The sequence below is a fragment of the Aeromicrobium terrae genome (assembly GCF_008039565.1).
Lineage (GTDB): Bacteria > Actinomycetota > Actinomycetes > Propionibacteriales > Nocardioidaceae > Aeromicrobium > Aeromicrobium terrae.
This window is the reverse complement of record NZ_VDUX01000002.1, coordinates 466,111-479,133: the sequence shown is the minus strand read 5'-3', so window position 1 is coordinate 479,133 and position 13,023 is coordinate 466,111. Positions and strand designations below refer to the sequence as shown.

Below are 13,023 nucleotides of genomic sequence, written 5' to 3'. Positions count from 1 at the left end.
CGGTCACCAGCGGGACGTGTCCGGCGGCAGGGCCTTGGACGTCGGACGCATCACGTAGACGATGCCGCCGCTGCCGCCGAGCCACGCCCGCTCGAACTGGCCGCGGGAGTACTCGCGGCGCACCGCCGTCGTGCTCTTCCCGGCGGGGTCGTTCACCACGACCCGCCCGCTCGACGTGAACCCGACGATCACCAGCAGGTGCCCGGGCGTCGACGAGATCGGCGCCCCGTCGAGCTCGCCCTTCCTGAACGCGATCGACGCGACCACCGGGATGCCGGCCTTGATGAACGCCTCGGCGTCGCGCAGGTCGTAGAAGCGGGTGACGAAGGCGTCGAGCCCGTAGCGCCCGGCGTACGCGGTGTTGAACGGCCAGTTGCCGGTGCCGTCGTAGCGGTGGTCGAACGTGTAGCGGGCCGCGTGGTCGACCCACGAGGCCGAGTAGGGCGACCAGGCGTAGTCGGCGCTCTTCGGCCCGCTGCCGAAGTACCGCAGCACCATCGACGTCGACGTGGGGGAGCACCAGGCCTCGCCGCCCCCGCCCCACTGCGGGTACTCGCCGCGGTGGGTCATCTGGGAGTACCGCGGGACGCCCAGCACGCGCGTCGCGGTCATCGTGGTCGGACTGGTGCTGCGCGTGCGGGTCGCGTACGCCGACGCGATGCCGCTGAGCGAGTGCACGACCGGCGTCGAGGTGGAGCCGACGGGCCGGAGCAGGAGGACGCGCATCTGCCACGCGTCGAGCGTGCCGGACCGCGCCTTCACGGTGTCGACGTCCACGGACGTGAGGTCGTCGGTCTGCGACGACGAGGAGGTCCGGTGCACCCCCGCGGTGCCGTAGCCCCAGTTGGCGACGGTGTCCCAGCTGCCCGTGGTGGAGCCCTTCTTGGCCCGGATCTGCACGCGGATCCACGTGCCGCTCGGGGCGTCGACGTTCCACGACGGCACGAGGCGGGTCAGGTCGAAGCCGGGGTCGACCCACGGCGAGTCCCAGTAGCCGTACTCGAACGTGCGGCGGGTCTTCGAGCCGTACGGGTCGACGTAGGTGGTGGTCTTCGGGTTCGCCCCGACGCGCATCGACCCGTCGGCGACGACCAGTCGGGACGCGTATCCGGTCGAGAGCTCGGCCGTGCTGCTCCAGCGCATGACGCGGGCCGTGCTGCCGGCGGCGTCGGCAGGCGACGCCAGGAGCGACGCGACGCACGCCGCGGCGGCGGAGAGCAGGAACAGGCGGGACCTCATCGGGTCATGGTAAGTGACGGATGAGTCAGACGGGGCTGATGTGACCGGCCGCCGCCGCGGTCGGGACCTGCAGTTTCAGCCGATAGGGTTGGCGCGTGCCGATCCGCCTCCACGACTCCGCGACGCGTGAGCTGCGCGACCTCGACCCGGTGGTCCGCGGGCACGTCGGCATCTACCACTGCGGCCTGACCGTGCAGGGGCCGCCGCACATCGGCCACATCCGCAAGGAGGTGGTCTTCGACGTGCTGCGCCGCTGGCTGCTGCGGTCCGGCTACGACGTCACGATCATCGCCAACGTCACCGACATCGACGACAAGGTGCTCGCCAAGGGCGAGGAGCAGGGCCGCCCCTGGTACGCGGTCGCCTACGAGAACGAGCGCGCGCTGCACGCGGCGTACGAGGTCCTCGGCTGCCTGCCGCCCACCTACGAGCCCCGCGCCACCGGCCACGTGCCGGAGATGATCGAGATGATCGGCGAGCTGATCGAGCGCGGGCACGCGTACCCGGCCGACGACGGCTCGGGCGACGTCTACTTCGACGTCCGGTCCTGGCCCGCCTACGGCGAGCTGTCCAACCAGCGGATCGACGACATGCAGCCGGCCGAGGACGCCCCGCCCGAGGGCAAGCGCGACCCGCGTGACTTCGCCCTCTGGAAGGGCCACAAGGCCGGTGAGCCGGAGTCGGCGTCCTGGCCCACGCCGTGGGGGCGCGGCCGGCCCGGCTGGCACCTGGAGTGCTCGGCGATGGCGGCCAAGTACCTCGGCCACGAGTTCGACATCCACGGCGGCGGACTCGACCTCCGCTTCCCGCACCACGAGAACGAGCTGGCCCAGTCCCGCGCGGCCGGCCAGCAGTTCGCGCGCATCTGGATGCACAACGCGATGCTCAACCTCGGCGGCTCGAAGATGGCCAAGTCCGTCGGCAACACGCTGATGGTCAGCGAGGTCGTGAAGCGGGTGCGCCCGATCGCGCTGCGCTACTACCTCGCCGCGTCGCACTACCGCTCGATCGTCGAGTTCAGCGAGGAGGCGCTCGCCGAGGCCGCCACCGCGTTCGACCGGATCGAGGGCTACGTGACCCGGGCCACCGAGGTGACCGGAGGGGTGGAACCTGGCGACGTGACTCCGGGCTTCGCAGCCGCCATGGACGACGACCTGTCGACGCCGGCCGCGCTCGCGGAGTTGCAGGCCGTCATCGGCGAGGGCAACAAGCTGCTCGCGGACGCCGACGGCGAGGCCCTGCGCGGCAACCTCGCCTCCGTGCGGGCGATGCTCGACGTGCTCGGGCTCGACCCGCTCGCGGCGCCCTGGACCGGGTCGTCCGGGAGCGGTGGCGACGCCGCGCTCGCGTCGCTCGTCGAGGCGCTCATCGAACAGCGGGCGCAGGCTCGTGCCGACAAGGACTTCGCGACTGCCGACCGGGTGCGCGACCAGCTCGCGGCCGCCGGCGTCGAGGTCGAGGACACGGCGCAGGGCGCCCGATGGCAGGTGAAGGGCTGATGGCCGGCAACAGCAAGCGCAAGGGCGCGATCAAGAAGACCGGCAAGGGCAACCCCACCGCCGGGTCTGGCGGCCGCCGCCGCAAGGGCCTGGAGGGCAAGGGCGCCACGCCGCGCGCCGAGGAGCGCCCCAACCACAAGGCCTACAAGAAGGCGCAGGCCGCCGAGCGTCGCGACGCCGCGCGCCCGCGCCGGAAGTCCACCGACGGTGGCCCGGAGTGGGTGGCCGGCCGCAACTCGGTGATCGAGCTGCTGCGCGCGAACGTCCCGGTGGCCGCGCTGCACGTGGCCGACGGCATCGAGCGCGACGACCGCATCCGGGAGATCTTCCGCCTGGCCGCCGAGCAGCACGTCTCGCTGATGGAGGTCGGCCGGCCCGAGCTCGACAAGCTGACCGGCGGTGCCGTGCACCAGGGCATCGCGGCCAAGCTGCACGCCTACGACTACGCGCACCCGGACGACCTGCTCGCCGTCGCCGCCGAGCGCGGTGAGCCGCCTCTGGTCGTGATGCTCGACGGCGTCACCGACCCCCGGAACCTCGGCGCGGTGGTGCGGTCGGCGTCGGGCTTCGGCGCCCACGGCGTCGTCATCGCCGAGCGCCGGTCGGCGCAGATGACCGCGGCCGCGTGGAAGACGTCGGCCGGGGCTGCCGCCCGGGTCAAGGTCGCCCGGGCCACGAACCTCACCCGTCAGCTGAAGGCGTACCAGGAGGCCGGGCTGATGGTGATCGGCCTGGCCGCCGACGGCGACGTCGCGCTGCCGGACTGCGAGCTCGTCGACGGCCCGCTCGTGGTCGTCATCGGCAGCGAGGGCAAGGGCATCTCGCGGCTGGTGACCGAGACCTGCGACCAGCTCGTCAGCATCCCGATGTCGTCCGACCTGGAGTCCTTGAACGCCGGCGTCGCGGCCGGCATCGCCCTGTACGCCGTGAGCCAGGCCCGCTAGGCGCCGTAGCCCTCGGGGTTCTGCGACTGCCAGCGCCAGGTGTCGGCGCACATGTCGTCGACGGTGCGGGTGGCCTTCCAGCCGAGCTCGGCCTCGGCGCGGCTCGGGTCGGCCCAGAACGCGGGCAGGTCGCCAGCACGACGGTCGACGATCTCGTGCGGGAGGTCGTGGCCGACGGCGCGCTCGAACGCGTGCAGCATCTCCAGCACCGACGTCGCCCTGCCGGTGCCGAGGTTCCAGGCGCGGGCTCCGGGCTCGCGGGAGGCCAGGGCGTCGAGCGCGGCGACGTGCCCCTCGGCGAGGTCGTCGACGTGCAGGTAGTCGCGCTCGCAGGTGCCGTCGTCGGTGGGGTAGTCGCCGCCGTAGATCGACAGCTTCTCGCGCCGGCCGACGGCGACCTGGGCGAGGAACGGCATCAGGTTGTGCGGGACGCCCTGCGGGTCCTCGCCGATCGTCCCGGACGGGTGGGCGCCGACCGGGTTGAAGTAGCGGAGCATCGCGATGCGCCAGCGCGGGTCGGCCGCGGCGACGTCGCTGAGCACCCGCTCGGTCATGACCTTGGTCTGCCCGTAGGGGCTCGCGGCCGACAGGAACTCGTAGTCCTCCTGGTACGGCACCGGCGCGTTCCGCCCGTAGACCGTGGCGGAGGAGGAGAAGACCAGCGTGGTCACGTCGTGCCGGCGCATCGACGCGAGCAGCGCGAACGTGCCGTTGACGTTGTTCTCGTAGTACTCCAGCGGCTTCTGGGTGCTCTCGCCGACGGCCTTCAGCGCGGCGAAGTGGATGACGGCGTCGATCGGCTGGGCGTCGAACAGGGCGTCCAGAGCCTGCTCGTCGCGGACGTCGAGCTCGTGGAGCTCCGGACGCGTGCCGGTGATCCGCTCGATCCGGTCGACGACGAGCGGCTTGCTGTTGACGAAGCTGTCCGCGACGACGACGTCGTGCCCGGCCGCCTGCAGGGGGATGACGGTGTGCGAGCCGATGTAGCCGGCCCCGCCGGTCACGAGTACGCGCATGGCACCCAACCTAGAGCCCTCAGCCCAGCACGCGGTCCAGGTAGGCGTTGCTGAACGTGCGGCGCGGGTCGGCCTCGTCGCGGACGGCCACGAAGTCGTCGAACCGCGCGTACCGCTGGGAGAGGTAGTCGGCGCCGAGCGTGTGCATCTTGCCCCAGTGCGGACGGCCCTCGTGCGCGGTGAAGACGTCCTGCGCGGCGGCGAAGTACGCCGTCGGGTCGGTGCGGTGGTACTGGTGCACGGCGACGTAGCAGTTGTCGCGCTCGTGACCCGTGGACATCCAGACGTCGTCGGCCGCGGTGAACCGGACCTCGATCGGGAACGAGATCGCCTCGTGCCCGGCGTCGAACCAGGCCTGGAGCTCGCGGATCACGTCTGGCAGCGCCGCGCGGGGCATCGCGAACTCGGACTCCCGGAAGCGGACGCGGCGCGGCGAGACGAACACCTCGTAGGAGCGGTCGATGTACTCACGGGCCGACAGCGCCGAGCCGGACCACTGGTTGATCCGAGGGATCCACGAAGGGCGACGGGCGGCGACGCGGTTGACGAGCTCGAACGCGCCGTTGCTGAGCAGCTCGTCGTCGACGAGGTGGCGGATCCGGCCGACCGGCTCGCGCTCGGTGCCGGGCGGGACGCGGTCGTTCCGCTTGAGCAGCGCCTTCTCGGTGTGCGGGAACCAGTAGAACTCCATGTGGTCGTGGTTCTGGAGCAGCTCGGGCAGGCGCTCGAGCACCTCCGGCAGCGGCATCGGCTCCTCGCGCGCGTGCAGCAGGAACGCCGGGACGCACTGCAGCGTCAGCTCGGTGACGATGCCGAGCGCGCCGAGCGAGATCCGCGCGGCGCCGAACCACGGGTGCGACTCGTCGATCTCCACGACGTCGCCCTCAGCGGTGACGAGCTGCACGCCGATCACCGTGGCGGCGATGCCGTGCAGCGTCGCGCCCGTGCCGTGGGTGCCGGTGGAGACCGCGCCGGCCACCGACTGCGGGTCGACGTCACCCAGGTTCGGCAGCGCCAGGCCGATGGCGTCGAGCTGCGGGTTGAGCTCGTGCAGCGACATGCCTGCCTGGACCCGCACCTGCCCGGACGCCGTGTCGTGGGCGAGGAGGTGGTTCATCCGGTCGAGCCGCAGCATGACGCCGTCGGTGGCCGCGATGGGCGTGAACGAGTGCCCGGCGCCGTAGGCCTTCACCGGCAGGCCCTCGGCCCGCGCCGCACGGACCGCCTCGACCACCTCGGCCGTCGACGCCGGGTGCAGCAGCCGCACGGGATGGGACGTCGCGCTGCCCGACCAGGTGCTCCACCGTTCGGTCATCCGAAGTTCTTCCCTTCGCCTCGGTACGTGGGGACGGTCTCGATGCTTCCGTCGTCGCGCACGAGCGTGACGTCGTCGAAGCGCTCGCACATCTCACCGGCCTTCGCGTAGCGCAGCAGGACGCGGTCGCCGAGCCGCAGGTCGCGGGCCGCCGCGCCCTGGACCGGGGTCTGCACCTCGCCGCCGCCCTCGGTGCCGATCAGGGAGAGGCCGTCCGGGTAGGTCGGCGTGGGCTGGCGGTTCTTGTTGGTGGGGCCGGACGCGATGTAGCCGCCGCTGAACAACGTCGCGATGTCGTCGGCCGGGCGGCGCACGACGTCGAGGGCGAAGTACGCGGCGGGGCGCGCCTCGAAGGCGTCGTAGCCGTCGAAGAGGGTCGGGGTGAACAGGCCGGAGCCGGCGGTGAGCTCGGTGACGGCCGGGTCGGCGCCGGTGACCTCGAGGCTGCCGGTGCCGCCGCCGTTCACCAGGCGGAGGTCGGCGTGCTGGCGGACGGCGTCGAGCACGGCGGAGCGACGGCCGTTGAGCTCGGCGGCGGAGCGGCGCTTCACCAGCCGCACCGCCGGGGACGAGTCGGGCAGCCCGGCGATCTGGGCGTCGTAGAACATCACGCCGCGCAGCTCGAACCCGGGACGGTCGGCCACCGCGCGGGCGATGGCGGCGGCCTCGTCCGGCGTGTGCACGGGGGAGCGGCGGACGCCGAGGTGCACGGGGCCGATCCGCAGCGACGCGTCGACGTCGAGGCAGACGCCGATCGTCGGGTGGTCGTTGCCGATCAGCCGGTCGACGAGGTCGAGCGACTCGACCGAGTCGATCATCAGGGTGATGGTGGCGAGGCGCCGGTCGTCCTTGACCAGGTTGCGGAGACCGCGCGCCGACGCCGTCGGGTACGCCAGCAGGATGTCGTCGACGCCGAGGTCGGCGAGCCAGATGGACTCCAGCAGCGAGTACGACATCACGCCGGCGAACCCCGGCCGCTGCAGCGTCCGCTCGATGATCGAGCGCACCCGCACCGACTTCGACGCCACCCGCACCGGCTTGCCGCCCGCCCGTCGCACGATGTCGTCGGCGTTCGCCCACAGCGCCGTCTCGTCGACGATCGCCAGCGGCGCCTCGCACTCCGCGGTCGCGTCGAGAAGACGGTCGAACGGCTCTGGCATCCGGACAGTATGGCGCAGCCAAGGGCGTGCCGAGCCTGCCGCGTACGATGGCGTCGCTGCTCTGCGGAGCAGGCCGGAGTGGCGTAGTGGTAACGCAGCAGCCTTGTAATCTGCCGTCGCGGGTTCGATTCCCGCCTCCGGCTCAGGTGTCGACTTGCTGGACGTCACGGATCCGACATCTTTCGGACCGTCTTCGCACCGTCGTGACGGCAGTACGCTTCGGCCATGAAGCGGCGTCCGCTCCCGGACCTCGTCGGCGACCCGGCCGACGTCGCGTTCTTCACCGAGCAGATGGCGTCGCACCGGAACCAGATCTTCGCGCGGACGATGCGCATGCTGCCGTCGGAGCCGCGCTGCCGGATGTGCAGGGCGCCGTTCGGCGGGGGCGGCGGGGCCATCATGCGCCGGTTCGGGTTCGGGCCGTCCCGCAAGAACCCGACGATCTGCAACACGTGCTTCGAGAAGGCGCCGATGGGCGGCGTCGAGCTCGAGATCGGGGTGCTCTTCGCCGACGTCCGCGGCTACACGGCCATGACCGAGAAGATGGCACCCGAGGACGTCGCGCAGCTGATGAACCGCTTCTACGCGGCCGCCACCGACGTGCTGATGCAGTCGGCGATCATCGACAAGCTGGTCGGCGACGAGGTCATGGCGCTGTACGTCCCGTTCACCCTCGGTGAGCACTGGGCCGACCACCTCACGCGCGACGCGGCGGCCCTCCTGACGGCCGTCGGCTACGGCACGTCCGACCAGTGGCTCAACCTCGCCGTCGGGATCGACGTCGGCCGCGCCTACGTGGGCAACGTCGGGTCCGGCGACGTGAAGGACTTCACCGCCCTCGGCGACGTCGTCAACACCGCGTCACGGCTCCTGGCGAAGGCGGAGGGCGGCCAGGTCGTGATGTCGGAGCGGCTGTTCGGGCGGCTCGCTCACCCACCGGCCGGCGCCACGCCGGCCGTCTTCGAGCTGAAGGGCAAGCAGGAGCCGGAGCCCGCCCGCGTCCTCGACCTGAGCGCGGCCGGAACCGGCTGAACCGAGAGGAAGGTGGCGCCATGGACGTCCAAGCGCTGCATCGACGGGCCGCCGAGAAGTTCGCGGCGACCGTGCAACAGATCGGGGACGACCAGTGGGGCCTGCCCACGCCGTGCGAGGACTGGGACGTCCGAGCCCTGGTCCAGCACGTCGTGAACGAGCAGCGCTGGGTGCGCCCGCTCGCTGACGGCGCGACGATCGAGGAGGTCGGCACGTCGCTCGACGGCGACCTGCTCGGCGACGACCCGAAGGGCGCGGCACGGTCCGCGGCCGCCGAGGCGGCCGACGCCGTCGACGAGCGCGCGCCGGAGGCCCCGACCGTCCACCTGTCCTTCGGCCCGACGCCGTTGGAGGAGTACGCCATGCAGGTGACGGCGGACCAGCTGGTCCACGGCTGGGACCTCGCCGCGGCGATCGGTGCCGACCGCACGATGGACCCGGACCTGGTGGCCGCGGTCGGGCCGTGGTTCGCCCCGCAGGAGGAGATGTGGCGCGCGGGCGGAGCCATCGCCCCGCGTCCGGACTCCGGCGGCGACCCACAGGCCGACCTGCTCGCCGCGTTCGGGCGCGACGCGAACTGGAGCGCCTAGGCGGTGGCCTCGGCCCCGTCGTCGTCCTCGGGCGGGGCCAACGGGCCGACCGCCTCGTCGATGCGCTCGTTGACGTAGCGGAGGACCTCCGCGGTGGTGGCGGCGACGGGCACCGCGAGGAACGCGCCGGTCACGCCGAACAGGGTGCCGCCGGCGGTCACCGACAGCAGCACCACGGCCGCGTGCAGGTTGAGGTTCTTGCCCTGCAGGTACGGCGACAGGACGTTGCCCTCGAGCTGCTGGACGCCGATGACGATGAGCATCGCGATCAGGGCGTCGCGCGGGCTGTTGGTCACCAGCGTCACGAGCACCGCCAGGGCGCCGCTGACGAACGCACCGATGATCGGGATGTAGCCGCCGAAGAACGTCAGGACGGCCAGCGGCACGGCCAGCGGGACGCCGAGGATCGCCAGTCCGGCGCCGATGATGACGGCATCGATGAGGGCGACGAGCGTCTGCGTCCGGATGAACCCGCCCAGCGTGCTCCAGGCCCGGCTGAGGACCTCGACCGTGTGCTCACCGGCGCGGCGGCCGCCGAGGGTCTGGACCCACGGCAGGAACTTGTGCCCGTCCTTGACGAAGAAGAACGTCAGCATCAGCACCAGCACCAAGTTGATGACGGCCGACATGGCCGCGCCGATCGTCGTGGCGACGCCGGAGCTGATGGTCGACGCACTGTGCTTGAGCCGGTCCTGCACCGCCTCGATCCCGCGGTCGATCTGTCCGTTCGAGAGGTCGAGCGGCCCGTCCGTGAGCCAGTCGCGCACCTTCTGCAGGCCGTCGGACGCGCTGTCGGCCAGCTCGGACGCCTGACCGGCGACCTGGGGCGTCAGGACCGCGATGAGTCCGACGACGAGGGCGATGAACCCGAGCAGCACCGTGGCGGCGGCCAGGGCGTCCGGCCAGCCCTTGCTGCGCAGCCACGCGGCGGGCGGCCCGAGCACCGTGGACACGATCAGCGCCAGGGTGACCGGCAGAAGCACCATCCAGAGCTTCCCGACGACCCACCCCAGCACGACGCAGCCCGCGGCGATCACGATCAGGCGCCACGCCCAGCGCTGCAGCCCGGCCAGGCCGTCGTCGATGACGGTGGCGCGGTCGCGGTCGAGGGGTTCACTCACGGTGGCAGCCTAGTGGCGCCCTAGGCTGAGCCGGGTGACCTCGTGGCGTGGTGTGGCAGCTCTGCTGCTCGTCGCGGCGGTCGCAGGCTGCGGCAACGCCGTCGACGTCGGCCCGGGCGCGGGGGCCACCGCACTCGTGGTGGATGACGCCGGGCACCTGTCCGTCGTGACGGAGGTCTGCCGCGACGAGGTCGACACCATCGAGATCGTCCGGGATCGCGAAGGACTGAGCGAGACCGAGGACAACCCGCTCGTCGCCCGCTACCGGTCGGCGGACCCGCAGACCGGTCGCGTCACGCTGAGCCTCGACGAGCCCGGACCCGGCTGGCGCCCGGGCACCCCGACCCGGCTGGAGCGCGGCACCGGCTACATCGTCACCGCGTCGGGCTCCGGCAAGGACGGCAAGGAGGCCGCCCCGGTCTACGTCAGCGGCGACGCGCTCTCCACCATGACGCCGGGCGGCTTCTACGCCGGCTACGAGGAGGACGGGTCGCTGACCCGGCACTCCGACGCGGAGTTCCGGAAGCTGGCCGAGCGGGCCTGCGCCGACTAGCGCGGCAGGGACCAGTCGATCGGGTCCGCCCCTTGCTGCTCCAGCAGAGCGTTGGCCCGGCTGAACGGCCGCGACCCGAAGAACCCGCGTGAGGCGGACAGCGGGCTCGGGTGCGCGCTCTCGATGGTCGGCGCGTCGCCGAGCATCGGCTTGAGGCTCTGCGCGTCGCGGCCCCACAGGATCGCGACCAGCGGCTGCTGCCGGGCGACGAGCGCGCGGATGGCCTGCTCCGTGACCGCCTCCCAGCCCTGGCCGCGGTGGCTCGCGGGGGCGCCGGCACGCACGGTGAGGACGCGGTTGAGCAGCAGCACGCCCTGCTGCGACCACGCGGTGAGGTCGCCGTGCGGGCACGGCTCGATGCCGAGGTCGGCGGTCAGCTCGGTGTAGATGTTCACCAGGCTGCGGGGCAGCGGGCGCACGTCGGGCGCCACCGAGAACGACAGCCCCACCGAGTGCCCGGGCGTGGGGTACGGGTCCTGACCGGTGATGAGCACGCGCACGTCCGCCATCGGCTCGGCGAACGCCCGGAGGATGCGGTCACCCGCCGGCAGGTACGACCGGCCGGCCGCGATCTCGGCACGCAGGAACTGCCCGGCCCTCTCGATGTCGTCCCGCACCGGCTCGAGGGCCTCCGCCCAGTCCGGCGCCATCAGCGTCGAGAGCTCAACCATGGCCCTAGACTGCCTCAGTCGTGTCCGCCCTCACCTCCTACCGCACCCTGTTGCGCACCGTCGGCCCCGCCTACATCGTGGTGGCCTTCCTCGGGCGCATCCCGCTGGCGATGAGCCAGCTCGGCACGCTGATCCTGGTGAGCACGCAGACGGATCGCTACGCCCTCGGTGGCGCGGCGGCCGGTGCGCTCGCGGTGGCCAACGCACTGGGCGCGCCCTTCGCGGGCGGCCTGGCGGACCGGATCGGTCAGCGGCCGGTCGTGATCGTGCAGTCCATCGCCGGTGCGGCCGGGCTCCTCGCGGTCGTCGAGGTCACGCACGCCGACCTCGCCGCGCCGGTCATCATCGCCGTCTCCGCGCTGGCCGGCCTCGCCATCCCGCAGATCGGCCCGCTGGCCCGGGTGCGCTGGGGCCCGATCGTCCGCGACGCCGACGACCGCCCCCGCCTGCTCGACGCCGCGTTCTCCTACGAGGGCGCGGCCGACGAGGCGTCGTTCGTGCTCGGCCCGGCCCTCGTCGGGGTGCTCGCCGTGATCGCGAATCCCTCGGGGGCGCTGATCTGTGCGGCCGTGGTGCTGGCCGTGGCCGGCACCGGCTTCGCGGTCCACCCGACCGCCGCGCTCACCGGCAGTGAGCGCATCCCGGGCCAGGTGCCCGGACGTCTGCTCAGCGGGGCGTTCGTCGTGCTGGTGCTCGCTCAGGTGTGGGTCGGCATGGTGTTCGGCGGCACGCAGACGGGGTCGACCGTCCTCGCGACGTCCGAGGGCCAGCCGGGTCTCGCCGGCGTCATCCACGCGACGCTCGGCGTCGGCAGCGTCATGGCCGGCCTCGCCGTCACCGCCCTGCCCGAGCGCGTCCTGTACGCGACACGGATGCTCGTCTCGGCCGTCGGGCTGCTCGTGCTGTCGGCGCCGCTGCTCCTGGTCGACTCGATCGGTCCGCTCATCGGCGTCATCGCCCTGCTCGGCTTCGCGGTCGCGCCCTACATGATCAGCAACTTCGCCCTGGCCGCGTTCCTCGTGCCGACCGACCGCGTGGGCACGGCCATGACGATGCTCGCGGGCGCGACGGGCGTCGGCTACGCGCTCGGCTCGTCGATCGCCGGACGGCTCGCGGACGTCGCCGACTCGCACACGCCGGCCTTCGCCGTCACGGTGACCGCCGCCGGGCTCGCCGTCGCGATGGGCGCCGCCTCCCAGCGGCTCCTGCGGGACGCCCGTCCCGCGGCCTAGGACCAGACCGACGCGACGTCGCGCCGGTACTGGCGGCCGCCGAGCCTGGTGATCATGAACAGCACGGGCGGCGGGATCTCCTTGCGCATGAACGCGATGGCGTCCGCGTCGGCCCCGTCCTGGAGCCACGCCATGAACGTGCCGGCGCCGCCCTGGTGCGCCTTGCGCACCGCCTTGGCCGCCGCCTTGACCTCCGAGGTCTCCATCTGCTGGGCGGCCCACGGCTCGAGGTCGCGCTCCTCGTGCTCGAGGTGCGCGTCGAGGACGTCGTGCAGTGTCTGGATCCTCCCGCGCGCCGTGGCGGCCTGCACCTCCGTGGGGTCCGCGTGGAAGGCGGCCATCGCCGACTCGGCCTCCTCGAGCGCGCGGGTCATGGCGTCGTGCTCACCCTCGAGCGACGCCATGAGCTCCCGGTCGACGCCGAGGGACACGAAGGCCGGCCAGAAGATCGTCTCCTCGTCCTGGTGGTGCTGGTGCAGCTGCGTGGCGTAGTTGTCCCAGGCGCGGCCGAGGGCGTCCGCGCGCGGGCGGGAGCCGTCGAACGATCCCAGGGCGTCGTCGAGCCGCTTCAGGTCTCGCCGGAACGCCGCGTGGATGACGGTGTTCAGTGTCCGGTGCTCAGTCATACCTGCATCCTGCGCCGACGCGCCG

The 13,023-nt window shown here is 72.5% G+C and carries 13 protein-coding genes and 1 tRNA gene; 7 read left to right on the top strand and 7 right to left on the bottom strand.

Going from position 1 to position 13,023, the window contains the following annotated elements:
• Positions 1-3 precede the first annotated feature (3 nt).
• Positions 4-1,239, bottom strand: coding sequence for a C39 family peptidase (locus FHP06_RS05970; RefSeq protein WP_147684732.1), 1,236 nt, complete (start codon positions 1,237-1,239; stop codon positions 4-6).
• 95 nt (positions 1,240-1,334) lie between these two features.
• Between FHP06_RS05970 and cysS the strand changes: the two genes are divergently transcribed.
• Together cysS and rlmB are read left to right on the top strand one after the other, a co-directional pair.
• Complete coding sequence (cysS, locus tag FHP06_RS05965; RefSeq protein ID WP_147684730.1) at positions 1,335-2,738, top strand: cysteine--tRNA ligase; 1,404 nt, start codon at positions 1,335-1,337, stop codon at positions 2,736-2,738.
• Positions 2,738-3,682 (top strand): 23S rRNA (guanosine(2251)-2'-O)-methyltransferase RlmB, encoded by a 945-nt coding sequence (gene rlmB, locus FHP06_RS05960; protein ID WP_147685070.1) that lies wholly within the window; start codon positions 2,738-2,740, stop codon positions 3,680-3,682. Before cysS ends, rlmB begins: the two co-directional genes overlap by 1 nt.
• On the opposite strand, the gene galE is transcribed toward rlmB, so the two are convergent.
• The 3 genes from galE to FHP06_RS05945 are packed head-to-tail and all read right to left on the bottom strand — an operon-like array spanning position 3,679 to position 7,173.
• Positions 3,679-4,698, bottom strand: a complete 1,020-nt coding sequence (galE, locus tag FHP06_RS05955) for a UDP-glucose 4-epimerase GalE (RefSeq protein WP_147684728.1) — start codon at positions 4,696-4,698, stop codon at positions 3,679-3,681. The two genes, rlmB and galE, sit on opposite strands and share 4 nt — an antisense overlap.
• 19 nt (positions 4,699-4,717) lie before the next feature.
• Positions 4,718-6,013: a D-arabinono-1,4-lactone oxidase gene (locus FHP06_RS05950; protein ID WP_147684726.1), complete on the bottom strand. Its 1,296-nt coding sequence runs from the start codon at positions 6,011-6,013 to the stop codon at positions 4,718-4,720.
• Positions 6,010-7,173: an amino acid deaminase/aldolase gene (locus FHP06_RS05945; protein WP_147684725.1), complete on the bottom strand. Its 1,164-nt coding sequence runs from the start codon at positions 7,171-7,173 to the stop codon at positions 6,010-6,012. Before FHP06_RS05945 ends, FHP06_RS05950 begins: the two co-directional genes overlap by 4 nt.
• A 72-nt stretch (positions 7,174-7,245) precedes the next feature.
• On the opposite strand from FHP06_RS05945, the gene FHP06_RS05940 reads away from it, so the two are divergent.
• The 3 genes from FHP06_RS05940 (at position 7,246) to FHP06_RS05930 (ending at position 8,795) form a co-directional block, all read left to right on the top strand.
• Positions 7,246-7,316, top strand: a tRNA-Thr gene (locus FHP06_RS05940).
• A gap of 82 nt (positions 7,317-7,398) precedes the next feature.
• Positions 7,399-8,205, top strand: a complete 807-nt coding sequence (locus FHP06_RS05935; RefSeq protein WP_147684723.1) for an adenylate/guanylate cyclase domain-containing protein — start codon at positions 7,399-7,401, stop codon at positions 8,203-8,205.
• A 20-nt stretch (positions 8,206-8,225) separates the two neighbouring features.
• Positions 8,226-8,795 carry a TIGR03086 family metal-binding protein gene (locus FHP06_RS05930; protein ID WP_147684721.1) on the top strand — a complete coding sequence of 190 codons (570 nt, stop codon included), beginning with the start codon at positions 8,226-8,228 and terminating at the stop codon, positions 8,793-8,795.
• Here the strand turns inward: FHP06_RS05930 and FHP06_RS05925 are convergent.
• Positions 8,792-9,916, bottom strand: coding sequence for an AI-2E family transporter (locus tag FHP06_RS05925; RefSeq protein WP_147684719.1), 1,125 nt, complete (start codon positions 9,914-9,916; stop codon positions 8,792-8,794). The two genes, FHP06_RS05930 and FHP06_RS05925, sit on opposite strands and share 4 nt — an antisense overlap.
• A gap of 34 nt (positions 9,917-9,950) precedes the next feature.
• Here FHP06_RS05925 and FHP06_RS05920 point away from each other — a divergent pair, with 34 nt between their 5' ends.
• Positions 9,951-10,469, top strand: coding sequence for a hypothetical protein (locus tag FHP06_RS05920; protein WP_147684717.1), 519 nt, complete (start codon positions 9,951-9,953; stop codon positions 10,467-10,469).
• Here FHP06_RS05920 and FHP06_RS05915 read toward each other — a convergent pair.
• Entirely contained in the window at positions 10,466-11,140 is a 675-nt protein-coding gene (locus tag FHP06_RS05915; RefSeq protein WP_147684715.1) for a uracil-DNA glycosylase, read from the bottom strand. The genes FHP06_RS05920 and FHP06_RS05915 overlap by 4 nt on opposite strands.
• A 20-nt stretch (positions 11,141-11,160) precedes the next feature.
• Between FHP06_RS05915 and FHP06_RS05910 the strand changes: the two genes are divergently transcribed.
• On the top strand, positions 11,161-12,372 hold the full coding sequence (locus tag FHP06_RS05910; RefSeq protein WP_147684714.1) for an MFS transporter: 1,212 nt from the start codon (positions 11,161-11,163) through the stop codon (positions 12,370-12,372).
• Here FHP06_RS05910 and FHP06_RS05905 read toward each other — a convergent pair.
• Positions 12,369-12,998 (bottom strand): hemerythrin domain-containing protein, encoded by a 630-nt coding sequence (locus FHP06_RS05905; protein ID WP_147684712.1) that lies wholly within the window; start codon positions 12,996-12,998, stop codon positions 12,369-12,371. The two genes, FHP06_RS05910 and FHP06_RS05905, sit on opposite strands and share 4 nt — an antisense overlap.
• Positions 12,999-13,023: the final 25 nt, after the last annotated feature.